The sequence below is a fragment of the Halomonas sp. PAMB 3264 genome, assembly GCF_031954245.1.
In the GTDB taxonomy this organism is placed as follows: domain Bacteria; phylum Pseudomonadota; class Gammaproteobacteria; order Pseudomonadales; family Halomonadaceae; genus Vreelandella.
Genome location: NZ_CP134866.1, coordinates 2,601,808 through 2,628,159, shown reverse-complemented (window position 1 = coordinate 2,628,159; position 26,352 = coordinate 2,601,808). Strand labels below are relative to the sequence as shown.

Sequence of the window (26,352 nt, the reverse complement as noted above, 5' to 3'; positions counted from 1 at the left end):
AAAAGGGCACCTTCGGGTGCCCTTTTTAGTCTCTGGCCGTTGGTTGTTTATTGCGCCTCGTTTACACCCGCTTGAGCCAGCGCGCGCCCAGCAACAAAAATACCGGCGCTCCCACGCCGAGATACAGGTGATAGCTCACCAGCCGCCACACCAGCACCGCCGCCGCCGCCTGCTCTTGCGCCATCAAGGGCAGCAGCAGGGTGCCGACCCCCAGCTCCGCCGCGCCCGCACCACCGGGCAAAAAGCTTAGCTGACTGGCCGCCATCGCCAGCATCTGAATGAGAAACGTCCAGAGCCAGTCCGCCTGGCCACCCACGCCGATCACCGCGATGAACAAGAGGCTATAGCGCAGCACCCAGTGAAGCGCGGTGAGCAGCAAAATGGCGGCAAGCGTCGGTTTGGGCAGGCGCAATGTCATCGCCAGCGCCCGCCGGCCGCGCAGCAGCCGCCGCGCCAGCCAGCGCCGCCGTGCAGCCTGCGGGCGCGCTTTAGGGCGCAGTCGCAAAAGCCTGGGTAAATACAGGATCACGAGCACGAAGAGCGTGATCAAAACGCCAAGGCCCAGCAGGGCGGCCTCGATCAGCCCCTGATGAGGCCAGCGCGTCTCGTCGATCAGCGAGGCCGCGACCGCCACGCCCAGCATGCTCAGAAAAAAGAGCGAGTCGCAGCCCTGGTCGATGAGAAACACCGCGGTGCCCTTGGCCGGCGGCACGCCACGCCTGGAAAGCAGCGCCAGCAGCGTCACCGGTCCACCGCTGCCGCCAGGCGTGGCGCACAGCGCGAACTTGGCCGCAAGCTCGATACCCAGCGCGCTGCGCTGATTCAGCGTGCTGATTCCCAGCATCAGGCGTAGCCGAAGGGCGTTGATGTTCCAGCACACCGCGGCAATGACGACCATCAGCCCCAGCAGGCTCGTTGGAAAGGCCCTAGCGTATAAAAGCGCTTCGCGCCCGCCGGCCAGCAAAACCAGCACCAGGGGCGCGACAACGGCCGCCAGCAGCAAAATCACCGGCAGCGCGTGCAGGCGCCGGGCGGGCTTAGCGGCTGAGAGCGCGGGGATGGACATGGCTTTGCTCGCCGGCCAGCGTTTTGTAGTGACCAAGCAGGTCAACGATAACGCTTTCCCAGCCAAACCGGCGCTCGACGAAGTGGCGGGCATAGCGGCCGCTGGCGGCGATGTCGTTATCGAACAGTGCCCGGCAGGCATCGGCCATGGCGGCGGGGTCGAGCGGCGGGCATAACACGCCGGCGCCCAACGGCACGTTCTCGATCAGCGCCCCGGCGCGCGCGCCCACCACCGGCAGGCCGCTGGCCATCGCTTCCTGGGCGATCAGCCCAAACGTCTCGCGGGTGCCGGCGTGCAGCAGCGCGTCGCTGGCGGCCAGCGCCGCCGCGACCTCGAAAGCGCCGCAGCAGCGGCTCACGCTGGTCACGTTGGCGGGCACGCGCGTCGGCATCCCCGGGCCCATCAGCAGAAGATGATACTCCTCGCCCAGGTGCTTCATGGTCGAGAGCAGCACGTCGATGTTTTTCTCCCGTGAAAAGCGCCCGACGAAAATCAGCAGCCGCTTGTGCTCGGCAATCCCGTAGCGCGTTCGCAAGGCAGGGTCGGCATGGCGCGGATGAAAGCGCTCGAGGTCCACGCCCAGCGACTGAACGCGCACGTCATTGACGCCCCAATCCAAAAGACGATCCGCCATGGCCTGGCAGGGCGCGAGCACGCTGTCGAAACGGTTATAGAGATCGGCCACGTAGCGAATCAGGCGGCGCTGTACGCGGTGGCCGAAGCGGTCGCCCATCAGCCGGGGCAGGTCAGAGTGGTAGAAGCCCACCACCGGAACGCCAAGGCGCTGGCCGGCCTCGAGCGCGGCCCAGGCGGTCACGTAGGGGTCGCCGGCTTCGATGACGTTCGGTGCAAGGTTCACGAGCGCTTCGCGCCAGGGCCCGCGGCGCAGCGGAAAGCGGTAGCCCTGGCCCAACGGCAGGTTGAGCGCGGGCAGCGTATGGCGATCGTTCAGGCTGTCGCGCTCGGCGCCGGGCACCAGCAGGCTGGTACGAACGCCGCTCGCTTGCAGCACGCGGTGCTTGGCCTGCAGGTAGGTACGCACGCCGCCGCTCGCCGGGGCGTGAAACATGGTGATGTCGGCAATATGCAAGGTCGTCTCCGCCGGCCGTAGTGATCGCTTAGCCTAGCGAGAAAACAAGTCAGTTATGCGACAGCGGCATCGCTTGCCGCATCGAGCACGTTTCATTACCGCCTTTACATCGAAAGATCTTGCTTATTGCTCAAGCGAGTCTAATATAACATCCATATGGATGGTATATGGATTCCATAGGCCATCTTTAATGTAGAAAGGAGTTTTCATGAGCGTTCACGAGCTGCGCCGCAAGACCGGCGACACCAGCGAAAAAATCACCATCAACCTGGGCGTGGTCGATTTGGGGCAGATCGATCTGCTGGTCCAGGAAGGCTTCTACGCCAACCGCACCGACCTGATCCGCACGGCGATCCGTAACCAGCTGGCGAGCCACGCCGAGGTGGTCAAGCAAACCGTGTCGCGCAAGGCCTTCGTGCTGGGGCTTACGCACTACAGCCGGGCGGATCTGGAAGCGCTGCAGGCGGCGGGTGAAACCCTGCAGATCCAGGTGCTCGGCATGGCGACGATCGCCGACGATGTCACCCCGGAGCTTGCCGCCGCGACGATCGACTCCGTCGTGGTGCTCGGCGCCCTGCATGCCAGTAAAGCGGTCAAGGCGGCGCTATCAGGCCGCATCCACTGACGTATTCATTGATGTATCCATGAGGTATCGATCATGACCGACGCAACCCGTACCCAGCGAATGCAAGAAGCGACGCGGCTTACCCGCGCCGGAAAGCTGACTGAGGCGATGCGGGTGCTGCAAGGGGGCGCGCCTGGCGCAGATGACCCCGAGCCCGCGTCGACCGAAACCGGTAACGTGTTTGATAGCACCTGCGAGGTGAAGGCGCGCATCTTCGAGCCGTTCGAAGCACCGCGCCAGCCCCACGCGTTTGATTGGCACCAGCAGTGGGCCGGTATGAAAGGCGGCACGACGAGTGCTGACGCTGCGCCCGAGCGCTTGGCGCCGGCCACTCCCGGCGCCTTCACCGCCGGGCGCTTTGCCAACCGTATCGGCGCACGCGATTACAAGCTCTACACGCCGAGCGGCTATCAGGGACAGCCGCTGGCGCTGGTGGTCATGCTGCACGGCTGCACCCAAAACCCGGACGACTTCGCCGCCGGTACCGCCATGAACCGGCTGGCCGAAGAGCAGACGTTTTGCGTGCTCTACCCGGCCCAGCCGGCAAGCGCCAATACCTCGAAGTGCTGGAACTGGTTCAAGGCCCAGGACCAGGCGCGCGACGGCGGCGAGCCCGAGCTTCTGGCGGGCATGACGCGCCAGGTTTTGGACGCCTATCATCTCGATGCCTCGCGGGTGTTCGTGGCCGGGCTGTCCGCAGGCGCGGCCATGGCGACTACCCTGGCCATGACGTATCCGGAGCTTTACGCTGCCGTTGGCGTGCACTCGGGGCTGCCCCACGGCGTTGCCAAAAGCCTTCCGGACGCGCTGGCCGCGATGCAGGGCGGGCAGGGCGCCACCGCCGTCACGAAGGGGCAGGAGTGCCGCGTGCCGGCCATCGTTTTCCACGGCGACCGCGACACCACCGTGCATCCAAAAAACGCCGAGCGCGTGGCGGCGCAGTACGCCGCTAGCCGACTCGGCGCCACGACCGAGCAGGGGGCGTCCGGCGCCGGCCAGCGCTATACGCGCCGGGTACATCGCGACGGTCAAGGGGTTGCCAGGCTGGAGCAGTGGACGCTGCACGGCGCCGGCCACGCCTGGGCCGGGGGCAGCGCGTCGGGAAGCTATACCGACCCCAGGGGAGTAGAGGCGAGCCGCGAAATGCTGCGCTTTTTCTTTGCCCAGCCTCATTACGCTCAAAACGATCGAGCGGCGTCGAAGCCGTCTCGCCACGCGACGACCTGACCCGCCGCGGCGAGTTTCAGGACATAAAAAAACGGCGGCGCCTCAAGGCGCCGCCGTTTTCGCGTTTCAACACCGTTTAGGCGGCAGGCTTGGCCACCAGCGAGCGGGTTTCTTCACGCGCCTCGACGAGCTGTACGCGCAGGGCGTCGCCGAGCTTGTAGCGCTCCTCGCTTTCGATCTGGATGCGGCCTTCCTTGTCGTCGATCACGACCTTGTCGCGGTCAGCGTGCATCAAGGGCGCGGGCACGAAGGCGGTAGCGCCGTTGGCCAGCAGACGCACGCGCATGCCGCCGCGGTTGATCGCCATGATCTCGGCCTCAAAAACGTCCTGGTTCTGGGCCGCCGACGTCAAAAAGCGCACGTAGAGCCAGTCTTTCACGTCACGCTCGGCCATGCGATTCAGCCGGCGGCGCTCGGTGAGCTGCTCGGTCAGTGCCTGGCTCGCTTCGGCCGGGGCCTGCTCGCCTTTCAACACGCGCTTGATCAAGCGGTGGTTGACCATGTCGCCGTACTTACGAATCGGCGAGGTCCAGGTAGCGTAGGCGGCCAGCCCCAGACCGAAGTGCGGGCCGGGCTGGGCGGACATGCTGGTGAAACCCTGGAAACGGCGCAGGCGGGCGTCGAGCCAGGCGTCGTCGCGGGATTCGAGCGCGCGCTTGAGCTCCTTGTAGTGGTCGAGCTCGGTGAGCGCCTCGAGGGCCACTTCGATCTCCTGACCGGCGAGAAACTCCTGGGCGGCTTCGGCTTTTTCCGGTTCGAACGCGCGGTGCACGTTGAAAATGCCGTGGCCGATGTTAGCGGCCAGATAATCCGCGCAGCAGGCGTTGGCGGCGATCATCGACTCTTCGATCATGCGGTTGGCGATGCGGCGCTCTTCGGTGTTGATCGCCAACACGTTGCCCGCTTCATCGAGCTCGAACACGTAGTCCGGGCGATCCTTGAACACCAGCGCGTGCTCGTTGCGCCAAGCGGTGCGCGCCTCGGTCAGCGCCTGGAGCGCCTTGAGCTGCTCGCCGATGTCATCCGCCGGGGCCCAGTCGCCTTCACAGTCGATCCAATCGGAAACGCGGTCATAAGCAAGCTTGGCGTGGGACTGCACGTTGGCGGCGAAGAAGCGGTAGTCGCCCAGGCTTCCGTCGGCGTTGACGGTCAGCGTGCAGGCCAGCGCCGGGCGGGTCTTGCCCTCCCACAGCGAGCAGAGGTCGTCGGCCAGCTGCTCGGGCAGCATGGTCACGTTCTGGCCCGGCAGGTAGACGGTGAAGGCGCGCACCCGCGCTTCCAGATCTGCGGCGTGCTCTTCGTCCACATAAGCGGTCGGGTCGGCGATGGCGACCGAGAGATCCCAGCCGCCGTCGTCGCGGGTGGTGATGCGCAGCGCATCGTCCATGTCTTTGGTCTTTTCACCGTCGATGGTGAAGAAGGGCTCGGCGGTCAGGTCTTCACGCTCAAGGCCTTCCTCGCGCAGCGGCCAGTCGCTGCCGGCCTCCGGGCTTGCTTGCTCGAGCGCGTGGCGAGCCAGGGTCACCCGCCAGGGCACCGCCGGGTTGTCCGCCTTGGCCACCAGCTCGTCGATCTGGGCAAAGAAGCCGCGATCGTCCGCCTTTAACGGATGGCGAACGAGGCGCGCCACGACCCAGTCGCCGTCACCGATGCTCGATTCGTCCAGGCTGCGCTTGATGCGCGACTTGATGACGTTGCGAATTGACGGGTGGTCCGGCACCACGGCCAGGCGGTCCTCGCGCTTTTGCACGCGAGCGACGAAACGGTCGAGGCCGGCTTCGATCAGCTTCTCCGGATCGACGGACTTCTTGTCGCCGTTTTCGTGAATCACTGCCTCGACCCGGTCGCCGTGAATCACCTTTTTCATGGCGGGGGGCGGCACGAAATAGGAGTCGCCGGCATCGGTTTCGAGAAAGCCGAAGCCTTTCTCGGTGCCCTTGATCACGCCTTCGGCGCGCGGCGTGGTGTCACGAATCTGTTGCTTGAGCTGAGCCAGCACGGAATTATTTTGCAGCATGAGTTCAATCAGTTGGCGAGAGTAGGCTGCCACTATACGGATTCCCGCCCACCGCGCCAATTGCTCGGCGAGTCGATATCGCCTCCGGCTCGCAAGGTCAATGACTTACCTGCGGCTCTGATAATCGGTTAAGCTTGCCAGCCGTTTGAAGCGCGTGAAAAACCTGACCAAGCCCCTCGTTAACGCCCTCGACCAAGGAGCCACCATGACCCCCCGGCTGATTGTTTCCGACCTGGATGGAACGCTTTTGGGAAGTGATCACGTGCTGCACGAAAGCACCATCGAGGTGCTGCGCGCGCTCACCGAGCAGGGCCACCAGCTCACGCTCGCCTCCGGGCGCCACTACCGCGACATGAAGGTGTTTCGCGACGAGCTGGGCGTACCGATGCATCTGATCAGCAGCAACGGCGCCTACACCCACGCCCCGGACGACACCCTGCTCGCGGCCCACCACGTCGACCCGGAAAAGGCGCGGGCGCTGATCGAACTCGAGCGCCCGGCCAACGTGCGCTTGAGCCTTTATCTGGACGACGCCTGGTATATCGATTCCGAGTCGCCGGGGCATTTGGCGATGCACGCTGCGACCGGCTTCGTCTATCAGGTGGTTCCGGCAAGCGAGATGCCGGTCAACGGCATCGGCAAGGTGCTGTATGGCGGCGACCCATTAGAGCTCGCTCGCATCGAGGCAAGCGTTCGCCAGATCGGCGGGGATGACTTGCACGTCACCTACTCGACGCCGAATTCGCTCGAGATCATGGCCGGTGGGGTGAACAAGGGTGTGGCGCTTGCCGCACTGCTCGAACGCCTGAACCTGCGCGCCGACGAGTGCCTCGCCTTTGGTGACAATCTGAACGACGTGGAGATGCTCGCGCTCGCCGGCGAGGCGCATTACATGGCCAACGCCCACCCGGAGATGGCCGGGCGGCTCGGGCGAGGACGCCAGATCGGCCACCACCACGAGGCGGGGGTGGCCGAGCTTCTGCGCGAGCGTTTCGGGCTTTAAGGCAGGGCAGGGCGTCTACCACCTTGGTCGATAGGCGCTTGTAGCGGGCCGGGCTCTCCACCATTATCGTGGCCCAACGATAATGAGCCGGAACCCGCTTATCATGACCACCTCGAGTGACTGCATCATGGTCGTCGACGATGACCCGGAGATCCGCGAGCTGCTGGCGGATTATCTGGGCCGCCATGGTTTCCGGGTAGAGACCGCCGACGGGGCCGATTCGCTGCTCAAAACGCTTGCGACGAGCACGCCGAACCTTTTGATCCTGGACGTGATGATGCCCGGCGACGACGGCTTCGCCATTTGCCGCCGCCTGCGCCGCCAGGGGGATCTGCCGATCATCATGCTCACCGCCAGTAGCGACGATACCGACCGCATTCTGGGGCTCGAGCTCGGCGCCGACGACTACGTCGCCAAGCCGTTCAACCCGCGCGAGCTTTTGGCGCGCATCAAGGCGGTGCTGCGTCGCGCCCACGCCCCGGCGCAGGCCAGCGTCAAAGACGCCCGGGTGGTGCGCTTTGGCGCCTGGCAGCTCGACCGCACCACCCGCGAGCTGACCGACGAGCGCGGCGCCCAGGTTGCGCTTTCCGGCGCCGACTTTCAGCTTCTACAGGTGTTTCTCGAGCGCCCGGCGACGGTGATCACCCGCGACGATCTTTACACGCTCACCCGAGGGCGCGATGCGCCGCCGCTGGATCGCTCCATCGACGTTCACGTCTGCCGGCTGCGCCAGCGCCTGGGCGAGGATGCCCAGCACTCCCAGCTGATTCGTACCGTGCGCGGGGCGGGCTACGTGCTCACCGCCCGGGTCGATGCCGTCGGGTGATGACGCTGAAACGACTTCTTCAACGCCTGCTTCCGGCCACGCTTCGCGGGCGCTTCGTGATCATCATGATCATTGGGGTACTAGCGGCCCAAGCGGGCAGCTACGCGCTTTGGAGCGCTCAGGTACGCGCCAGCCAGCTCGAACAGCTCGATGAGCTATCGAACAATATGGCGCAAAGCATCGCCGCGACCATGAAGTACTTTCGCTCGCTGCCGGTGGACTATCGCCATATCGTGCTCGACCAGCTGCGCAACATGGGCGGCACGCGCTTTTTCGTCAGCGTCAACGAGCGGCGCATCCCGGTGGTCGATATCGGCGACGGCCCGGAAAAGGCGCTGGTGGTGGACAACGTCCACACCATTTTGACCCGCGAGCTCGCCATCGAGGATGTCGTCGTCGAGTTCTCGCGCCCGGATACGCTGCGCCTTTTCAATAACGAGGTGCTGCTGCATGATCTGCCGCCGCGCTGGGGCCAGCACAGCCTGTTGATGGAGCCGCTGTCGCCGCCGATTCTGGTGGTGCAGCTCGAGCTTGCGCCCAACATGTGGCTCTATGTCGCCACGCTGCTCGGCGTGCCGGATATTTTCAGCGCCGGTGCCTGGCTTTCCGACGAGCGCCTGCTGGTGGGGGTGCTGGTGTTGATCAGCGTACTGGGGCTCTCGCTTTTAAGCATCAAAAGCGCCACCCGGCCCCTGGCGCGACTCGCGCGCGCCGCGCGGCAGCTCGGCGACGACCTGGATAGCCCGCCGCTCAAGGAGAGCGGCCCGCGAGAAGTCGCCGCGACGGCGGCGGCGTTCAACCGTATGCAGCGGCGCATACGCGAGCAGGTCGAGGAGCGCGAGCGGCTCTTTTCGGCGATCTCCCACGATTTGAAAACCCCGATTACCCGGATGCGCCTTCGCGCCGAAATGCTCGACGACCCCCGCCAGCGCGAGCGCTTTTGTGCCTCGCTCGACGAGCTTTCCGAACTGGTCAAGGGGGCGCTGGCCTCCGTCAAGGGGCTCGACCTGCACGAGGAGCCCGCGGCCACGGATATCAAAGCGCTGGCGCTTCATCACGCCTTGGAGCTTCGCCTGCAGGGCGGCGATGTCGAGATCACCGGTCAGGCCGCGCCTTTGGTGGTCAAGCCGCTGGCGATCAAGCGTTGTCTCTCGAATCTTCTGGAAAACGCGGTGTTCTACGGCCGGCACGCCCGGGTAGAGATCATCGACGCCCCGGAGCGCGTGACGCTGCGCATTCGAGACGCTGGCCCCGGCATCGAGGAGTCACAGCTCGATCGGGTCTTTTCGCCGTTCGTGCGCCTGGAAGCCTCACGCAGCCGCCACACCGGCGGCAGCGGCCTGGGGCTCGGCATCGCCCGGCACATCGCCCGCGCCCACGGCGGCGACATTACGCTTGCCAATCATCCCGCCGGCGGGCTCGTCGCCACGCTGACGCTTGCCCGTCAGGCCAATGTTACTGGCTTGTAATAAAGCGCCAACACTTTGTAGGAAAGCGAGACTCCCGTTTGCCTGTCTGGCGGCGTACCCTCACGTAAAGGGCACGCTCGAATTTGGCCCTCGATGTCGAACGTCTTATAACAGTCGATCCGCGCCGCCTCAGGCGCCGACAATAACAACGCCAGGAGCCACCATGTCCACGCTGCGTCTACCTACTCTACCTCTACGTACTTTGCGTCTACCTGCTTTGCCTCTACCGACTTGGCGTCAATCTGCCCTCGGCCTTGCGCTTTCGATGGCCGCCACCACCTCGGCCCAGGCAAGCGATGTCGAAGTCCTCCACTGGTGGACCTCCGGCGGCGAGGCCCGCGCGGCCAACGTGCTCAAGGAGCTTCTCGAGGCCGAAGGCTACGGCTGGGAAGATTTCGCCGTGGCCGGTGGTGGCGGTGAAACCGCAATGACCGTACTGAAATCCCGCGCCATGTCTGGCAACCCGCCGTCGGCGGCCCAGATCAAGGGTCCGGAAATTCAGGAATGGGGCGAGCTCGGACTTCTGGGCGATCTCGACGACGTCGCCGCCGAGGAGAACTGGGACGCGCTGCTGCCCGAGGTGGTCGCCAATATCATGCGCTTCGACGGTCATTACGTGGCAGTGCCGGCCAACGTTCACCGGGTCAACTGGCTGTGGGCCAACCCGGACGTGCTGGACGCCGCCGGGGTCGAAATGCCCACGACGCTCGACGAGCTGTTCTCCGCTGGCGAGGCGATTCGCGAGGCGGGCTTTATCCCGCTTGCCCACGGCGGCCAGGCCTGGCAGGACGCCACGATTTTTGAGAGCGTGGTGCTGGGAAGCCAGGGGGTGGATTTCTACCGCCAGTCGCTGGTCGAGCTCGACCCCGAGGCGCTGGGAAGCGAGCAAATGATCGAGGCGCTGGAGACCTTCAAACGCCTGCGCGAGCTGATGGACGAGGGTATGCCCGGGCGTGACTGGAACATTGCGACCAATATGGTGATCGAGGGCGAGGCCGGCTTTCAGCTGATGGGCGACTGGGCCAAGGGCGAGTTCACCGCCGCCGGGCTTACTGCTGGCGAAGACTACCTGTGCGCCGCAGCGCCTGGCAGTGAAGACGCTTTCTCGTTCAACATCGATAGCCTCGCCATGTTCCGCGTCAGCGACGACGGCGAACGCGAGGCCCAGCAAGCGCTGGCGCGGCTGGTACTCGAACCCACCTTCCAGGAAGCCTTCAACCTGGCCAAGGGCTCGATTCCCGCCCGCCCGGATCTCGACATGAGCGAGTTCGACAGCTGCGCCGAGCAATCGCTGGCGGATTTCCAGCGCACCGCCGAAACCGGTGGCCTGGTGCCCAGCATGTCCCACGGCATGGCCGTGCGTGCCGATGTGCAGGGCGCGATCTTCGATGTGGTGACCAACTACTTCAATGACGCCAACATGCCCGCCGAGCAGGCTGCCGAGCGCCTGGTGAGCGCCGCTCAGATGGCCTCGTTCTAAACGTTCTTTGATCTTCGCGCCGCCGCCCGGCGGCGCGCCTTGCTGACCGGCGAGATTTCCCCATGACACACTCGATTTCACCGAAGGCCCGGCGGCCGACGGCGTCCGGCCGACTGCAGGCGTGGCTGCCGCGGCTGGTGCTGGCGCCTTCGGCGGCCGTGATTCTGTTCTTCGTCTACGGCTTCATGCTCTGGACGTTCGTGCTGTCGCTGACCAGCTCGCGCATGCTGCCAAGCTACGACTTCGTCGGCTTCGGGCAGTACGCGCGGCTGATGGCCAACGACCGCTGGTGGGTCGCCTCCACCAACCTGATGATCTTTGGCGCGCTTTTCGTCGCGGTGTGCCTGGTGATTGGTGCGTTGCTGGCCATTTTGCTCGACCAGAAAATCCGTCAGGAGGGGGCGCTACGCACCGTCTATCTCTACCCGATGGCGCTGTCGTTCATCGTCACCGGGGTGGTGTGGAAGTGGCTTTTGAACCCGCAGCTCGGCATCGAGGCAATGGTGCAGGGCTGGGGCTTCGAGTCGTTTCGCTTTGATTGGATCGTCGATCCGAACATGGCGATCTATACGCTGGTGATCGCCGCGGTATGGCAGGCCTCGGGCTTCGTAATGGCGCTGTTTCTGGCCGGGCTTCGAGGCATCGACGACAGCATCGTCAAGGCCGCCCAGCTCGACGGGGCGAGCCTTCCGCGCATTTACTGGCGGGTGGTGATGCCGTGTCTGCGCCCGGTGGTGTTCAGCGCGGTGATGATTCTGGCCCATATCGCGATCAAGAGCTTCGATCTGGTGGTGGCGTTGACCGGCGGTGGGCCGGGCTACGCGACCGACCTGCCCGCGACCTTCATGTACACCCACGCCTTCAACCGCGCTCAGATCGGGCTGGGCTCCGCCAGCGCCATGCTGATGCTGGGCGGGGTGCTGGCGATTCTGATTCCCTATCTCTATTCGGAACTGAGGAGCCGCCGCTATGGGTGATGCCATTCGTCGCCAAACCGTTGGCGCGCGCCTTTCGCGCAGCGCGCTTTACGCCGTTTTGATTCTGGCCGCACTTTTCTACGCGCTGCCGCTTCTGATCATGCTGATCACTTCAATCAAGCCGCTGGACGAGATCACCGCCGGCTCACTTTTGGCGCTTCCGCAAAACCCAACGCTCGCCCCCTGGACCAAAGCCTGGGGCGAGGCGTGTACCGGCATGCGCTGCGAGGGAGTGGGTGGCTACTTCTGGAACTCGTTTGCCATCGTGATTCCCGCGGTGCTGATCTCGACCACACTCGGCGCGCTCAACGGCTACGCCTTGACCAAGTGGCGCTTCAAGGGCGCGGAGGTCGTGTTCGCCCTGATGCTCTTTGGCTGCTTCATTCCGTTTCAGGTGGTGCTGCTGCCCATGGCGCAGACGCTTGGCTGGCTGGGGCTTTCAAGCTCCCGGGCGGGGTTGGTGCTGGTGCACGTGGTGTTCGGCATCGCCTTCACGACGCTTTTTTTCCGCAACTTCTACGTCGGCATTCCCGATGAGCTGGTGTCGGCGGCGAAGCTCGATGGCGCCGGGTTCTTTCGCATCTTCTGGCGCATTCTGCTGCCGGTGTCGGCGCCGATCATCGTGGTGTCGATCATCTGGCAGTTCACCCAGATCTGGAACGACTTTCTGTTCGGCGTGGCGTTTTCGGGCCACGACACCCAGCCGGTGACGGTCGCGCTCAACAACCTCGTGAACACCTCGACCGGGGTCACCGAGTACAACGTCAATATGGCGGCGGCGATGATTGCCGCACTGCCGACGCTGGTGGTTTACGTGCTGGCGGGCAAGTACTTCGTGCGCGGATTGACCGCCGGTTCGGTCAAGGGCTAACGGCCAATCTTCAACAATAATCACGGGAACGTATTTATGGCAGCGCTTGAAATCGACCAGGTACGCAAGGAGTTCGGCCGCGAGCGGGTGCTCAAGGACGTGAGCCTTTCCATCGAGTCGGGACAGTTTCTGATACTGGTGGGGCCGTCCGGCTGTGGCAAGTCGACGCTCATGAACGCCATTGCCGGGCTCGAGCCGGTGACCAGCGGGTATATCCGTATCGACGGCGAGGACGTGACCGGGCGCACCCCCGCCGAGCGGGATATCGCCATGGTGTTCCAGTCCTACGCGCTCTACCCGAGCATGACGGTGCGCCAGAACATCAGCTTCGGTCTCGAGATGCGCAAGGTGCCGAAGGCCGAGCGCTTCGAGGCGGTGGAGCGGGTGGCCGATCTTCTGCAGATCTCGCACCTTCTGGAGCGCAAGCCCGCCCAACTCTCCGGCGGGCAGCGCCAGCGGGTGGCGATGGGGCGGGCGCTGGCGCGCGAGCCCAAGGTGTATCTGTTCGACGAGCCGCTGTCGAACCTGGACGCCAAGCTGCGCGTGGATATGCGCACCGAGATCAAGAAGCTCCACCAGCGCCTGGGCACCACCATCGTTTACGTCACCCACGACCAGGTCGAGGCGATGACGCTGGCGGACAAGATCGCGGTGATGCGTGACGGGCACATCCTGCAGCTGGGCTCGCCCGACGAGGTCTATAACGACCCGGTGGACATGTTCGTGGCGGGCTTTATGGGCTCGCCCTCGATGAACTTCATTCGCGCCACGCTCGAGCAACAAGATGGCGGGGTTCAACTGCGTATCGAGACCCCGAGCGAGGAGCGCCTGACGCTCCCCTGGCCCGCGGCGCGGACAACCGAAGCGCTTGCCGAGCGGATCGGTAAAACGGTGATTCTCGGCCTGCGCCCGGAGCATTTCAGCGAGGAGGACGCGCGCCTCGGCACCCAGGCAGAGGGCACGCCAATGGCGGCGACGGTCAGCGTGGTCGAGCCGACCGGGGCGGACATTCTGCTGCGCCTGCCGCTGGGCGAAGAGGAAGTCACCGCCCGAGTCGGCCCCAAGTGCAGGGTTGCCCCGGGGGATCGGCTGGCGCTTCGAGTCGACATGAGCCGGGCGGTCATGTTCGATGCCGATAGCGAACAGCGTATCGCCTGACGCACTCGTTTCCGCTTAGCGCTCAGCGCGCGGGGCGGGCTCCTTGTCGGCCCGTTTGAGCTGGCGCCAAAGCGACTGGCGCAGATCGGAGAGCTGGGGCTGCTCTTCGGCGCTGAACGCCAACGGCCGGCACAGGCGCTGGGCGCGAAGCCCCAGGCGGGCGCTCAAGAGCCCGGTGGCCAAGCCCTGACCGGCGCGCGTTGATAGCCTGGCGGTCAAGTCGAGCGAGAGCATGTCCATGCTGACATCGGAGGCAAGCTCAGTGGCGCCGGCGAAGGCCATGTTGTGCAGGACGTTGCGAAACAGGCGCAGGCGACTGGCGTAGCCAAGCTCCAGCCCGTAAAGCCGGCAGAGCCGGTCGACCATGGCGAGGCTTCGCCAAGCGACCAGCGCCATGTCCACCAGCGTCAGCGGGCTGATCGCCACCATCAGCGCCGTCTCACCGGACATGCGCGTGATCAGCTGCTGCGCGCGGCGATCCCGGGGCGCGAGCAGGTGATAGCAAAGCAGTGTTTGTACCTCCGCGCCGCTGTGGTGCGGCTGGCAGGCGCGCGTGAATGCCTGCCAGTGCGGGTCGTCGTCACTGAGCTTGAGCTGGACTTTCAGCTTCTCGGCAAGCGCCTTCGACTGCTCGGAGGAGCAGTGGGGGAGCGTGGCCAGCTCCTCGCGCAGCCGATCGTGACGCTTGAGGCGCTTGAGCCGGCCAAGCTCCTTGACCAGCGACGCGCCGCCCAGCGTGATCAGCCCCAAACCAAACGCTTGCCAGGCCACGCTTAGCCAGGCCGAGCCCTCGATGGCGTCGGGAATGCCGGTGGCGAACTCGGCGGCCCCCAGCCCGCCTGCACCGATCAGCGCGAACATCAGCCCCCAGCGGCGCTTGCGTGGCGCGCCCAGGTTAGCCTCGGGCAGGGCGCGGGCCTCGGGCTCGGTCAACGGGTGGTCCTCGCGCAGCGGGTCGAAGCGCTCGTGGGTGCGCAGCGGCTCATCATCCAGCGGCGTGTCGTCGAGGCTGAACTGGCGGCGCGGGTTGGGGGTGGTCATTGCAGCTTGTCTCCAATCAGCCAGTCGAGGGCGGCGTCCATGCGGATGTGATCGAGCGCATCGGTGTTGCGGCTCATCGGGCGAAAGCTCGGGTAGTCGAAGCCCTGGCGCTGCCAGAACTCGGCGGTGGGCAGCCGGCTCGGCACGTCACCCGGGTAGAGCAGCACGTCCTCACCCTCGAGGGTCGTGCCTCTAAGCGCCGGGGTGCGCTTGCCGTTCTCCTGCACTTCACGGGATTGGGTCGCGCGAATGGCGGCCAGTGAAAACGCCTTGACCGGCACGTTGGCGTAGCGCAGATCCTTCAGCGGCTCGGCCAGAAGGCTCTCGAGAAGCGTGACTACGTTTGCGTGCTGATCGGGCGTGACGTGGTCCGCCTTGGTCGCGGCGATCGCGAGCCGGTCGATTTTCGGGGCGAACATCCGCGTGAGCAGGCTGCGCTTGCCGTAGTTGAAGCTCTGCATCAGCTGGCCAAGGGCGTTCGATAAATCCTCGAAGCGCTCGGGCCCGGCGTTGAGCGCGCCCAGCACGTCGACCAGCACGATCTGGCGGTCAAAACGGCGAAAATGGTCGCGGTAGAAGGGGCGTACCACCTGCTGCTGGTAGTAGCGAAAGCGCGCCTTGAGCGTGGCGTAGAGGCTTTCATCGGGCAGCGTGTCCAGGGTCTCCTGGGGCTGAGTCAAATCTGGCAGCGGGAAAAACTGTAATACCGGTGCGTCCTCGAGCTCGCCGGGCAGCAGAAAGCGGCCCGGCTGGAGATCCGAAAAGCCTGCCTGCTTGGCGCGCTTGAGCCCGTCGGCGTACTGCTTGGAGATGCTGGCAAGCGTGGTTTCGTCGACCGGTTTGGCCGGGTCGAGCGCCTCTATCGAGGCGTACCACTCATTGAATAGCGCCCGGCGGTGCGGGCCCTGGTGCTGCGCCTGGGCCTGACACCAGCTGTAGAAATCGTGCTGCAGAAGCGGCAGATCCAGAAGCCACTCACCGGGATAGTCGAACAGATCCAGCGTCAGCTTAGCGGTCTCCGGCGTGAACCAGCCGTTTTGCGCCGGCTTGAAGCGAAGCTCCAGGCGCAGTTCGCTGATACCTCGGGTCGGCGCCGGCCAGCGCGGCGGCGTGTCGTCGAGCGCGGCCATGCCAGGGTCATAAGGAAAGCGCGGCACGCCCAAGTCTGGCTGGTTGAGCCGCTTGGCGCCCAAAAGTCGCCCTTCCCGGGCGGCGGGCAGCAGATCGAGTTTCGCCTCAAGACCCGCGTGACGAAGCTGGTTGACCAGCGAGGTCAAAAACGCCGTTTTGCCGGCCTGAGAGAGCCCCGTGACGGCAAGTCTTAGCTGGCGGTCACGGCCGCGCTCCAACAGGTTGTTGAGCTCCCGACTTAACGGCTGGGGCATGCGAGTGGTTCCTTGCGGTGAACGATCGACAGGTGATGCTTTCAAGCTTAGCAAAGCGCTGATTAACCGGCGATTAACGGCGAGGGTTAGTCCAGACTCAGTGTCGTGCCTAACAGGTGCTGCGCGCCGGGCACCAGCCACACCGGGTCGAGGCGGGTGTTGGCAGCTTCCACGCAGACAAAGCGAAAGCCGGCCTCCTGCGGCGTGTCCGCGGGCAGGGCATCGCCCGGGTGCCACACGACGGTTGAATCGCTCGACTGCTTCGCTACGCGCAGGGTGCGCTCACCGTCACTCAGCGCAACCGCTTCGTTGGTGTGATAAATGCGATCGACCGGGCCGTGTACGGCGAGCACGCCCTGCTGCTCGGCCTCGGCGAAGTCCTTGAGCTTGTCCAGGTAGCGCGCCCCGGCCAGGCCTTCCAGGCGGCACTGGTGGGTGTGCGCCACGCCGAGATATGTATGCAGCGCGCCGCTCATCTTCACCGGCGTCTCGCCGATGTTCTCGCTGATCAGCTCGACGTTTAGACGCTGGGCGTTGGCCTGAATGACGACCCGCGCGGTGAGCAGGCTGTGCAGGCGATCATTAGGGGAGAGATGCACCTCGATGCCTTCGGCGTGCTCGTCCACCGCGTCGAGGCGCCACGGCGCCTGGCGGGCCAGACCGTGGAAAGGGCCGTCGCGCTCGGGTGACTCGTCGGCGTAGCGTTCATCGGCGAACCAGGGCCAGCACAGCGGAATACCGCCGCGAATGGTGTCGGGAAGCGCTGCAGGCGTCGGTGTGACCCAAAGCCAGGCGGCGCTATCGCCTTTTGGTTTGAAGTGCAGCACCTGGGCGCCTTGCAGGCTCACGACCATCTCCCCCCACGCCATGTTGAAGACGACGACCTCGCGGTCTTGCCACCGGGCGTTGGACTGACCGTCGACGTCGTCGACGAGCGTTTGCAGCGAATCGGGGATCATGGGCGTTCCTTTGGAGAATGAATAGTGGTGGTGCAGAGCGGGTAGTGGGCCGATACGCCAGGCGGTCTCAAGCCTTCACACGGCCTAAGCCGCCTTGCACATAAACCAGGCGCATCGCGGTGACTGTGTGCTATGTTAGGACAAGCGCGCCCGGTAGGTAAAACCGGCGCCTATATCGAAAAACCAGGGAGGTATTATGGGCTTTTTAGCGTGGCTTATCATTGGTGGTCTGGCTGGCTGGATCGCCGGCAACATCATGCGCGGTGGCGGCTTTGGCATCATCGCGAACATTGGCGTGGGGATCATAGGGGCGGTGATCGGCGGCTTTTTGTTCAGCCTGTTGGGACTTTCCGCCGGTGGCTTCATCGGCTCGCTGGTCACCGCGACCGTAGGCGCTGTCGTGCTCTTGTGGGTCATCAGCAAGGTACGCAAGGCGTAAGCCTGAACAAGGCCGGATAAAGGGGGCCGCTAAAGCGGCGCCCGTTCCAACCGGCGAGACGTTTCCAAGCGTTTAAAAACACCGCCCCGGAGCCTACTCCGGGGCGGTGTTTTTGTGTAAACCCTCAAGCGCGCTATCGGCCTGGACTGCAGTTTCCGTTACACTAGGGCGCTTTGTGCCGGCGCGTTGCCGAGTGTCGTTTTCGAGGTGTCTTTTGTCCGATGCATTAACCGCCTGGTGGGCCCAACAGCTTTTGCTGTGCGACGGGGTGACCACCGCGCATCCTTTAGCGCTGGATAGCGTACAAGCCGAAAAACGGCTCAAGGCACTGGGTATTTCCCACCGCGGCGAGCTGGTGGAGACGTTTTTGCACGGGCTGGGGGCAACGAGCGCCCCGGCATACCATCTGCTGGGCGCACTCGAGTACAGCGCGCTGGCTGGCGCCGCCGGCTGGATTACACAAGCGCAGGCCTGTACCTGGGCGCACCACGTCATGCGCCGGATCGGCGGCGAGTATCACGACCTGCGCAGCTGGCTTCGCGATTTGCGCCTGGCGTTTGGCGAGCGTGCCTCCAGGCGCGCCCACGAGCGTTTTCTGGACGCCTGCCAAACGCTGACCCAACGCGAAAACGAGGCGGACACGGTCAGCTGGGAAGCGTTCGAGCAGGCGCTTGTAAAGGCGCCGGCCCCGAATGCACTCTGGCCCCAAGCGCCGGGCACTCGGCCCTGGCGGCTCGGCGCGCTGTTTCATCCGGTGATGTGCTACCCGGCCACCCCCGGCGACTGGCCCGAGGCGCGCCAGTGGCTCTCGCGGGTATGGCAGGTCGACGATCGCGACCAACTGTTGGGTGTGGTGCTCTGGCTCAGCGCCCAGGGCGATCGCCAGCGCTGGGATATCGAAGCCCGGGAGCTGCTCGAAATGGACCAGGCACAGCGCCTGGAGTGGCAGCGCGGCGCCGACGACGACTCCGCCTATGCGCCGGTGCTGGTGCAGTTCGTCAGCCAGAACGAGCCCTTCGACTGGGCTGGCTGGGACTGGCTGCGCATCGTCGAACTCGCCTGGGCCGGGGCCTGTAGCGGGCTGTTGAGCCAGGCCGAGGCGGACGACATCGCCGCCCACAGCGCCGATTTGATTGGCCAGCGCTATGGCGATTGGCCGGCGCTACTGGCCGCTTATCGGCGTGGTCAGAGCCTGTTCGAGGGCATCGATCGGCGCGACATGACCCCGGGGGCCCATGCCACGCTGCTGCTGAAGGCGGCCTGCAGCCCCTGGGACATCGCCCCCAACGCGCTGCTGGATAGTGCCACCCAAAGCGCCTCGCGCACGCGCATCAAGGGCTTTCGCGCCAGCGGCCACCACTGGCTGCTGGCGCTGGCGAGCGTGCGCGAACCCGATGCGCTGCTGCGCCAGGTCGACCCGGGTGCCTTCATGGGCGAGAAGCGTCGCGCTGATGCCGCACTCTATTTGCAGGACGCGCTGTCGCTGCACGCCGACGAGGGCGCCGGGGCGCTTGAGCGCTACTGGCTGCCCGCCCAGGCGCACCACCTGAACCAGCTCGCCGCCGACGCCGTGCACGGCGTCATGCCGCCGGCGCAAACCCTCTTTGGCCGCCCGAGCGTCGACGACGCCCGCCAGCTTCAAAGCCTCAAGGGCGTCAGCCGCCACGCCGCGACCATTCACATGGCCGAGAAGTTCGCTTTCTATCTTTACATGGCCTTTGATAGCCACCTGTTCGAAAGCAAGGCGCTGACCGAGTACGCCGACGCTCTCAAGAGCTGCCTGTGCCGCTTTTATCCCTCGCCCAAACACCTGCTGGAAGCCTGGTTCGCCTGGGAAGGGTGTTTGCCGGAGCCCGAGCACGACTCGCTGATCGGCGAGATCGCCTGGCATCTGGACGATCCGGGCAGTCTTTTCTACTGGCTGGACTGGCACCCGGGGAGCTGGCGTGAGCCCGGCGAGCGGCCAAGCCTTACCCACTTCACCGCCATGGCGCTGGTCGGCCCGCTCAATAGCGCCGTGTGGAGCGAGCCTCAGATCGAGAGTGAGCGCGAAAAGGCCTCGATTCGCGAGTGGGTCGACACCCACTACCACCTGTCGAGCGCCGCCGACATGCAGGATTTTCTCGGCTTCATGCTCGAGTCCGGTGATCGTCAGGAGTATCAGATCAACTACGCGCCCTATACCTTGAACCCGGAGCGGCTCGAAAGCGAGATCGCCATTCTGGAGTCCGGCGAGTGCGTGGAGGAGGAGCGCCACCACCTTCTGCGCCTTCGCCGGGTGCGTGACAACGAGGACGGCTGCAACGATGTCGACATGGCCGCCTGGGACATCGCCCAGCTCATGGATCTGGCGATCGCCGGGCGCCAGCTTGGGTGGCTCGACCGGGACGCCTTCAACCGCACGCTGGACCGCGCCTATCAGCTCGCCGATACCCACTACGCGGGCTGGCAGGAGTACGCGGCGGGCATGTACGCTGGCTTCTCCTTTTTCATGGGCGAAACCCCGGAGCGCGAGGAGTTTCTGGCGGGCTTTCGCCAAGCCATGGTCGCCTGGCTCAGCGGCGCGCCGATTCTTGCCGGCCCCTGGACCAGCCTGGATTTTCCCGGCACCCGCCCGCGCCACTTTGCGCCGCTGCATATCGATACGCTCCCGGGGGACCAGCGGATATTACATTGAGGCTCGCCAAAGGGCCTGTAATTGGCTTATAGTCCTTGGCTAGAAAAAAAGCTTGGTTTCGGGTCATTAATTCAAGGGGTTGTTTGCATGGTTTCGTTGCCACACTGGTCTGTGACAGCTGCCCGTGTAGTGGGCGCTTGTGTAATTTTTTCCTTGTTAGCAGGGTGTGCCGGTTCCCAATCCCGCCACGGTGTAGAGCCCCCGGACGACTACTTTGCCATGTCGCTTCCCGGGCTTAAAAATGGCCAGAACGCGCAAATGTCGTCCGTCGACAATCCCCTGAACTCGCTAAGCAGTGTCCAGACCCCTCCACCAATGATGATCAAGAACGCGCTGCTCGCCCAGCACGAGCGATGGTCCGGCACCCCTTACCGGATCGGCGGCACCACCCAGCGCGGGGTGGACTGCTCCGGCTTCGTTCGAAACATTTACCGCGATGCGTTCAACCGGGATCTGCCAAGATCCACCACCGATCAGGTCCACGAGGGACGCTTGATCGACCGCCAGGAGCTTCAGGCGGGCGATCTGGTCTTCTTCCGACCCCCCGGCCCCTACAACCACGTCGGCATCTACATGGGGGACGGCTACTTCATGCACGCCTCCTCCTCCCAGGGCGTGATCATTTCGAGCATGCAAAACAGCTACTGGCAGCGCTACTACTGGCAGTCGCGCCGCGCGCTGGAGCCCACGCACCTGGCAAGCCTGGGCGGTTTCTAATTCTTACGGGGATGGATGAAGCGGTGGCCAGCGGCCGGGCGTTTTCGTCGATGGACGTGCGATGATCGAGGCTAAAACCCGTGCCTGGTGGCGCGCCACGGCGGCGCTCTGCCTGGGCTCCTTTCTCGTCTTCATCAATCTTTACGTGCCCCAGCCGCTGCTGCCGGCGCTCAAGACGACGTTTGAGGTCTCCACCCTCGGCGTAAGCCTTCTGATGTCCGCCGCGACTCTGTCGTTGGCGTTTGCGCTCTTGATTTTTGGGCCGCTGTCGGACGCGATCGGCCGCGAGACGATCATGCGCGTGACGCTGGTAGCCGCCGGCGCGCTGTCGCTGCTGCTGGCCGCGGCGCCCAATTTCGAGACGCTACTGCTACTAAGGCTCATTCAAGGCTTCGTGCTCGGCGGGCTGCCGGCGGTGGCCATCGCCTGGATGGGTGACGAGTTCGACAAGCCGGCGCTTTTGAGCGCCGTGGGGCTCTATATCGGCGCCAACTCCCTGGGCGGCATCAGCGGGCGCGTGGTCGGCGGCTTCGCCGCGACGCTTGGCGGCGAGGCCGCGGCGTTTTTGACGGTCGGGACGATGACGCTACTGGGCTGTCTGCTTTTTTGGCGGCTGTTACCCAATAGCAAGGCATTCGTGCCCAAGCCCTTCGAGCTTCGCCAGGCGCTGCGGGATTTGGCCGGCCATCTTCGCACGCCGGTGCTGCTGGCCGCCTACGTGCTGGGAGGGCTCAACTTTCTTATATTCATCAACCAGTACAGCTACATCACCTTTCGCTTGGCGGCGCCACCTTATCAGCTCGCCGCCGGCGCCCTGGGGCTGATCTTTCTGACCTATCTCGGCGGCACCTTCGGCTCGACGGTATCGGGGCGGCTGGCGCAGCGCTTTTCGCCGGCACGTTGCATGGGCGCGGGTATTCTCATTTTGATGCTGGGCACCGGAGTGACGCTCTTATCGCCGCTGTGGCTAGTGATGCTGGGGCTATTGATCAACGCCTTTGGCTTTTTTCTTTGCCACTCGCTGGCCTCGGGCTGGGTAGGACGCTACGCTCAGGGCGCGCGCGGCAGCGCCTCGGCGCTCTATCTGGTGTTTTACTACCTGGGGGCGAGCGTCGGCGGGTTCTGGCTCGAGCCGTTTTGGCGCTGGGCGCAGTGGTCGGGCGTGGCGGTTGGCTCCTGGCTGCTGCTGGGCGTTACCTTTTTCATTGCGCTTGGCCTTTACCGGTTCGAGCGGCGCGAAAACCAGCGATAGAGAGACCTGTATGCAGCGAGTAACGCTCACTCTGGACGACGACCTGGTCAGGGACGTGGATGCGCTCATGCATGCACGGGGCTACCAGAACCGCTCCGAGGCGATTCGCGATCTAGCGCGAAGCGGGCTCAACCGGCTCAAGGCCGAGGCGACGCCGGAGGCGACCTATATGGGCGCGCTCGTCTATGTCTATGATCACGGCGCTCGCGAGCTTTCCAAGCGCCTGACGCGCCACTCCCACGACCATCATGATCTGACGCTCTCGACGCTTCACGTGCATATCAATGCCGACAGCTGCCTGGAAGTGGCGCTCTTGAAAGGCAGCGGCCAGGCGCTGCAGCAGTTTTCCGACGAAGTGACCTCGTCGCGCAGCGTGCGCCACGGCCAGCTGGTGCTGATTCCGGAAGTCTGAGCAAGTAGCTTTGAGTAGACGCAAAAAGGGCGGCCCGAGGGCCGCCCTTTACACTGTCGAGTCAGATGGGAAGAGCTTAGTGCTCGACGCCGCCTTCGCCGTGTACATGACCGTGCTCGACTTCTTCCTGGCTTGCTTCGCGGACGTTGGCGATTTCAACGTCGAAGTTCAGGTGCTGGCCGGCCAGCGGGTGGTTGCCGTCGACAACGACCGTGTCACCCTCGACCTGCTTGACGGTGACCATCAGCGGGCCGCCTTCGGTCTGGGCCTGGAACTGCATGCCCGGCTCGACGCTCTCGACGCCTTGGAAGGCATCACGCGGCACTTCCTGCATCAGCTGCTCTTGAACTTCGCCATAACCTTCTTCCGGAGTTACCTTGACGTTCAGCTTCTCGCCTTCATTACGACCTTCGAGCTCTTTTTCGAGGCCCGGAATGATGTTGCCAGCGCCGTGCAGATAGGTCAGCGGCTCGCGGCCTTCAGAACTGTCTAGCACTTCACCTGCATCGTTGGTCAGGGTGTAGTGGAACGCGACAACCGAGTTCTGCGCAATTTGCATTGAATAACCTTTCGGTGAGTGCATGTACCATAATGGTAACGTGTGTGAGCCCGCTTGTCAGGGGGCGCGAAGCGGTTTTTCGACCTCTCGAACAATGATCGGTATTGCGTGTCAAACAGCCCGGCGATACTCTAAGCCTCACTTTTTCGCGCTTCTTCAAACCGTTTTTCCGGGAGCTTTTATGACCACCGTCATGATTTTATGGGTTATTGCCTTTGTTCTGATTGCCTATTTCGCCTACAAGGGGTGGGACAACGGCGTCAGTGAAGGGCTGGATAAGGTACTGCCTGCCGCCTTGAAAAGCCGTGGCGAGAGCCGCTACGTCTGGATCATCGCGCTGGCCGTGCTGGGCGCGACCGCGCTGATCAACCCGGTCGAGATTCTGCTGGTCGCCATCTTGCTCGCGCTGATCGGTTTGGCCGTGGTGAAGCTCGCCAACTGGGCGAGCGGTCTGTCGCACTAATCTCGGCACGTCACATCGATTCCGGCGCAGGATTAAAGCACCCATGCTAAAAGCCCGGCCATTGGCCGGGCTTTTGCTGTTCAGTACATACGCTGGAGAAGCGCTTAGTAGGGCGCCACGCTCAGATTGCCACCGCTACCGATCAGGCGCACTCGCTGGCCGGCCTGGAATTGGCGGTCGGCGCGCTGAACTACCACGACATCGCTGCCATCATCGCGGCGAATTTCCATTTCCAGCGCCCTGACGCGGTTGGCGCGATCCTCGATGGAGCTGCCGGCCACGGAGCCCCCCAGCGCACCCGCGACGGTCGCCAATTGACGGCCGCTACCGCCACCGACCTGGCTACCCAGAAGGCCACCGATGATGGCGCCGCCACCGGTGCCCAGAAGGCCTCCCGCACGGCTGTCGGCCTGAATCTGAACCGGGCGAATGGCGACGATGGTGCCGTAGCTCACGCTCTGGCCGGTTTGGGCCTGGTTACCGCGGTAGACGTCGCCGGAGTAGGGGGCGGTGTTCGCACAGCCGGCCAGGGTCAAAAGACTCAGGGCGGCAACGGGTAAAAGTCGTTTCATGTAAAACCTCCAGTTCTCTCAGCGCGAGCGGCTGCTTTGAGTGTCACGGTTATCAAACGCTGTTCGTTAAAAATAACCAAAGTTACACGCTTTGACTACCCAAGGGTCAAAAAGGTCACTGAACTTTAAAAAGGTCACATTTGGCGCTTGAGTGGGCAAATCGAGCAAACAGTGTGCAGAGGCCGTGCACGCGGGCGGCGAACCTCATACGTTCGACACGACGCTTCGAGCGCGGCGACGCGTTGAGACTTTAGTTAACGCCGGCGTTTTGTGCAAGAGCTGTACAAGGGGCTTGAACGAAAGCGGCGCGCCGTGGGTGGGGGCGAGCGCGCCGCTGGGTAAGCGCCTTAGAACTGATTCATGGTGTTGTCCTTGCCTCCGGCCTTGAGCGCCGCGTCACCGTGGAAGAACTCCTTGTGGTCGTCGCCGATGTTCGAGCCGGCCATGTCCTGATGCTTGACCGTGGCGATCCCCTGGCGAATCTCCTGGCGCTGGACGCCAGCCACGTAGGCGAGCATGCCTTCCTCGCCGAAGTAGCCCTTCGCCAAATTGTCGGTGGAGAGCGCCGCCGTGTGGTAGGTGGGCAGGGTGATCAGGTGGTGGAACACGTGGGCGTCCTTCGCGGCACTGCGCTGGAAGTCGCGGGTCCAGTCGTCGGCAAGCCTGCCAAGCTCGGTGGCGTCATACTCGGCGCTCATCAGCTTGTCGCGCTCATAGGCCGATACGTCCTTGCCCTCTTTCTGCCAGGCGTCGAACACCTGCTGGCGGAAGTTGAGCGTCCAGTTGAACGACGGCGAGTTGTTGTAGACGAGCTTGGCGTCCGGCACCACCTCGCGGATACGGTCGACCATGGCTGCGATCTGGCCAACGTGGGGCTTCTCGGTTTCGATCCACAGAAGATCGGCGCCGTTTTGCAGGCTGGTGATGCAGTCGAGCACCACGCGATCCTCGCCGCTGCCGGGCTTGAACTGGTAAAGCCCTGAGGCCAAGCGCTTGGGTTTGACCAGCTTGCCGTTTTGTTTGATGACCACGTCGCCGTTCTGGATCTCCTCGGCGCTTGCGATCTCCTCGCCGTCGAGAAAGGCGTTGTACCGATCGCCCAGATCATTGGGTGCGTGGGTCACGGCGATCTTTTGCGTCAGGCCGGCGCCGAGCGAGTCGGTGCGGGCAACGATCACGCCATCGTCCACCCCAAGTTCCAAAAACGCGTAGCGAACGGCGTTGATCTTGGCGAGGAAATCCTCGTGGGGCACGGTGACCTTGCCATCCTGATGGCCACACTGCTTCTCGTCGGAGACCTGGTTTTCCAGCTGGATACAGCAGGCGCCAGCGAGGATGAACTTCTTCGCCAGCAGGTAGGTGGCCTCGGCGTTGCCAAAGCCGGCATCGATATCGGCGATGATCGGCACGATGTGGGTTTCGTGCTCGTCGATCTGGCGGGTCAGCGTTTCGATTTGACCGCGATCATCGGCCGCTTTGGCGTCGTCGAGCCGGCGAAACAGGTGGTTGAGCTCCCAGGCGTCGGCCTGCTTCAAAAAGGTGTAGAGCTCCTCGATCAGCGCGGCCACGGAGGTTTTTTCGTGCATCGACTGATCCGGCAGCGGCCCAAACTCGGAGCGCAGCGCAGCGACCATCCAGCCGGACAGGTACAGATAGCGGCGTTTGGTGGAGCCGAAGTGCTTTTTGATCGCGATCATCTTCTGCTGGCCGATGAAGCCGTGCCAGCAGCCCAGCGATTGGGTGTACTGGGCGTGGTCCTGATCGAACGCCGCCATGTCGGCGCGCATGATGGACGCGGTGTAGCGGGCGATGTCGAGCCCTGTATGAAAGCGGTTCTGGGCACGCATTCGCGCGGCGTACTCGGGCTTGATGGCGTTCCACTTGCCGCCCTGGGCTTCCTTGAGTTGAGCCATTGCCTTGATGTCGTCGAGAAGTCCTGTCATGTCGCACTCTCCGGTCATGTTCGCAGTCGGCCCCTAGGCCGCGTTTCCCGCGCCAGTCGGGGCGGGTGTGTCTTTACTATCGACAAGGTGGTGCAGCGCAGCAATTGACACTTCGGGGCAGACG

The 26,352-nt window shown here is 64.2% G+C and carries 24 protein-coding genes; 15 read left to right on the top strand and 9 right to left on the bottom strand.

The annotated features are described in order from the left end of the window. Positions 1-61 precede the first annotated feature (61 nt). Positions 62-1,066, bottom strand: a complete 1,005-nt coding sequence (locus RN347_RS11900) for a lysylphosphatidylglycerol synthase transmembrane domain-containing protein (protein ID WP_311958350.1) — start codon at positions 1,064-1,066, stop codon at positions 62-64. Continuing rightward, a complete protein-coding gene (locus RN347_RS11895; RefSeq protein WP_263586605.1) occupies positions 1,038-2,156 on the bottom strand; it encodes a glycosyltransferase in 1,119 nt (372 codons plus the stop codon). Before RN347_RS11895 ends, RN347_RS11900 begins: the two co-directional genes overlap by 29 nt. 208 nt (positions 2,157-2,364) lie before the next feature. On the opposite strand from RN347_RS11895, the gene RN347_RS11890 reads away from it, so the two are divergent. Together RN347_RS11890 and RN347_RS11885 are read left to right on the top strand one after the other, a co-directional pair. Then, complete coding sequence (locus RN347_RS11890) at positions 2,365-2,781, top strand: CopG family transcriptional regulator (RefSeq protein WP_263586606.1); 417 nt, start codon at positions 2,365-2,367, stop codon at positions 2,779-2,781. A 33-nt stretch (positions 2,782-2,814) separates the two neighbouring features. Next, a complete protein-coding gene (locus RN347_RS11885; protein WP_311958349.1) occupies positions 2,815-4,008 on the top strand; it encodes a PHB depolymerase family esterase in 1,194 nt (397 codons plus the stop codon). A gap of 76 nt (positions 4,009-4,084) precedes the next feature. Here RN347_RS11885 and RN347_RS11880 read toward each other — a convergent pair whose 3' ends face one another. Continuing rightward, the gene (locus tag RN347_RS11880; RefSeq protein ID WP_311958348.1) at positions 4,085-6,025 is read right to left on the bottom strand and encodes an exoribonuclease II; all 1,941 of its coding nucleotides are present in this window, start codon (positions 6,023-6,025) and stop codon (positions 4,085-4,087) included. A 205-nt stretch (positions 6,026-6,230) separates the two neighbouring features. Here RN347_RS11880 and RN347_RS11875 point away from each other — a divergent pair, with 205 nt between their 5' ends. The 7 genes from RN347_RS11875 (at position 6,231) to RN347_RS11845 (ending at position 13,809) form a co-directional block, all read left to right on the top strand. Next, complete coding sequence (locus RN347_RS11875) at positions 6,231-7,028, top strand: HAD family hydrolase (protein WP_311958347.1); 798 nt, start codon at positions 6,231-6,233, stop codon at positions 7,026-7,028. Between the two features lie 103 nt (positions 7,029-7,131). Then, the gene (locus tag RN347_RS11870; protein WP_311958346.1) at positions 7,132-7,854 is read left to right on the top strand and encodes a response regulator; all 723 of its coding nucleotides are present in this window, start codon (positions 7,132-7,134) and stop codon (positions 7,852-7,854) included. Beyond that, entirely contained in the window at positions 7,854-9,323 is a 1,470-nt protein-coding gene (locus RN347_RS11865; RefSeq protein WP_311958345.1) for an ATP-binding protein, read from the top strand. Before RN347_RS11870 ends, RN347_RS11865 begins: the two co-directional genes overlap by 1 nt. 265 nt (positions 9,324-9,588) lie before the next feature. Next, the gene (locus RN347_RS11860) at positions 9,589-10,803 is read left to right on the top strand and encodes an ABC transporter substrate-binding protein (RefSeq protein WP_311958344.1); all 1,215 of its coding nucleotides are present in this window, start codon (positions 9,589-9,591) and stop codon (positions 10,801-10,803) included. 62 nt (positions 10,804-10,865) lie between these two features. Next, positions 10,866-11,780 carry a sugar ABC transporter permease gene (locus RN347_RS11855; RefSeq protein WP_311958343.1) on the top strand — a complete coding sequence of 305 codons (915 nt, stop codon included), beginning with the start codon at positions 10,866-10,868 and terminating at the stop codon, positions 11,778-11,780. After that, complete coding sequence (locus RN347_RS11850) at positions 11,773-12,651, top strand: carbohydrate ABC transporter permease (RefSeq protein WP_311958342.1); 879 nt, start codon at positions 11,773-11,775, stop codon at positions 12,649-12,651. The genes RN347_RS11855 and RN347_RS11850 overlap by 8 nt, the downstream gene beginning before the upstream one ends. A gap of 36 nt (positions 12,652-12,687) precedes the next feature. Further along, positions 12,688-13,809 carry an ABC transporter ATP-binding protein gene (locus RN347_RS11845; protein ID WP_311958341.1) on the top strand — a complete coding sequence of 374 codons (1,122 nt, stop codon included), beginning with the start codon at positions 12,688-12,690 and terminating at the stop codon, positions 13,807-13,809. A gap of 15 nt (positions 13,810-13,824) precedes the next feature. Here the strand turns inward: RN347_RS11845 and RN347_RS11840 are convergent, their stop codons facing one another. The 3 genes from RN347_RS11840 to RN347_RS11830 all read right to left on the bottom strand — a co-directional run bounded on the left by RN347_RS11840 (position 13,825) and on the right by RN347_RS11830 (position 17,194). Next, positions 13,825-14,850 (bottom strand): TIGR01620 family protein, encoded by a 1,026-nt coding sequence (locus RN347_RS11840; protein WP_311958340.1) that lies wholly within the window; start codon positions 14,848-14,850, stop codon positions 13,825-13,827. Next, complete coding sequence (locus RN347_RS11835) at positions 14,847-16,235, bottom strand: YcjX family protein (protein WP_263586617.1); 1,389 nt, start codon at positions 16,233-16,235, stop codon at positions 14,847-14,849. The genes RN347_RS11840 and RN347_RS11835 overlap by 4 nt, the downstream gene beginning before the upstream one ends. Before the next feature lie 86 nt (positions 16,236-16,321). Further along, positions 16,322-17,194 carry a D-hexose-6-phosphate mutarotase gene (locus tag RN347_RS11830; protein WP_311958339.1) on the bottom strand — a complete coding sequence of 291 codons (873 nt, stop codon included), beginning with the start codon at positions 17,192-17,194 and terminating at the stop codon, positions 16,322-16,324. A gap of 196 nt (positions 17,195-17,390) precedes the next feature. On the opposite strand from RN347_RS11830, the gene RN347_RS11825 reads away from it, so the two are divergent. The 5 genes from RN347_RS11825 to nikR all read left to right on the top strand — a co-directional run bounded on the left by RN347_RS11825 (position 17,391) and on the right by nikR (position 22,691). Beyond that, positions 17,391-17,633 carry a GlsB/YeaQ/YmgE family stress response membrane protein gene (locus tag RN347_RS11825; RefSeq protein WP_263586619.1) on the top strand — a complete coding sequence of 81 codons (243 nt, stop codon included), beginning with the start codon at positions 17,391-17,393 and terminating at the stop codon, positions 17,631-17,633. A 214-nt stretch (positions 17,634-17,847) separates the two neighbouring features. Further along, a complete protein-coding gene (locus RN347_RS11820) occupies positions 17,848-20,310 on the top strand; it encodes a YbeU/YbeR family protein (RefSeq protein ID WP_311958338.1) in 2,463 nt (820 codons plus the stop codon). Positions 20,311-20,397: 87 nt separating this feature from the next. Further along, complete coding sequence (locus RN347_RS11815) at positions 20,398-21,027, top strand: C40 family peptidase (RefSeq protein ID WP_263586621.1); 630 nt, start codon at positions 20,398-20,400, stop codon at positions 21,025-21,027. 61 nt (positions 21,028-21,088) lie between these two features. After that, the gene (locus RN347_RS11810; protein WP_263586622.1) at positions 21,089-22,279 is read left to right on the top strand and encodes an MFS transporter; all 1,191 of its coding nucleotides are present in this window, start codon (positions 21,089-21,091) and stop codon (positions 22,277-22,279) included. Positions 22,280-22,289: 10 nt separating this feature from the next. Further along, positions 22,290-22,691, top strand: a complete 402-nt coding sequence (gene nikR / locus RN347_RS11805) for a nickel-responsive transcriptional regulator NikR (RefSeq protein WP_263586623.1) — start codon at positions 22,290-22,292, stop codon at positions 22,689-22,691. Positions 22,692-22,767: 76 nt separating this feature from the next. On the opposite strand, the gene RN347_RS11800 is transcribed toward nikR, so the two are convergent. Continuing rightward, entirely contained in the window at positions 22,768-23,250 is a 483-nt protein-coding gene (locus RN347_RS11800) for a peptidylprolyl isomerase (protein ID WP_252106700.1), read from the bottom strand. A 181-nt stretch (positions 23,251-23,431) separates the two neighbouring features. On the opposite strand from RN347_RS11800, the gene RN347_RS11795 reads away from it, so the two are divergent. After that, positions 23,432-23,713, top strand: a complete 282-nt coding sequence (locus tag RN347_RS11795) for a hypothetical protein (RefSeq protein WP_263586624.1) — start codon at positions 23,432-23,434, stop codon at positions 23,711-23,713. A gap of 104 nt (positions 23,714-23,817) precedes the next feature. Here the strand turns inward: RN347_RS11795 and RN347_RS11790 are convergent, their stop codons facing one another. Then, positions 23,818-24,285 carry a glycine zipper 2TM domain-containing protein gene (locus RN347_RS11790; protein WP_263586625.1) on the bottom strand — a complete coding sequence of 156 codons (468 nt, stop codon included), beginning with the start codon at positions 24,283-24,285 and terminating at the stop codon, positions 23,818-23,820. A gap of 347 nt (positions 24,286-24,632) precedes the next feature. Further along, entirely contained in the window at positions 24,633-26,228 is a 1,596-nt protein-coding gene (locus RN347_RS11785) for an isocitrate lyase (RefSeq protein WP_263586626.1), read from the bottom strand. Positions 26,229-26,352 lie beyond the last annotated feature (124 nt).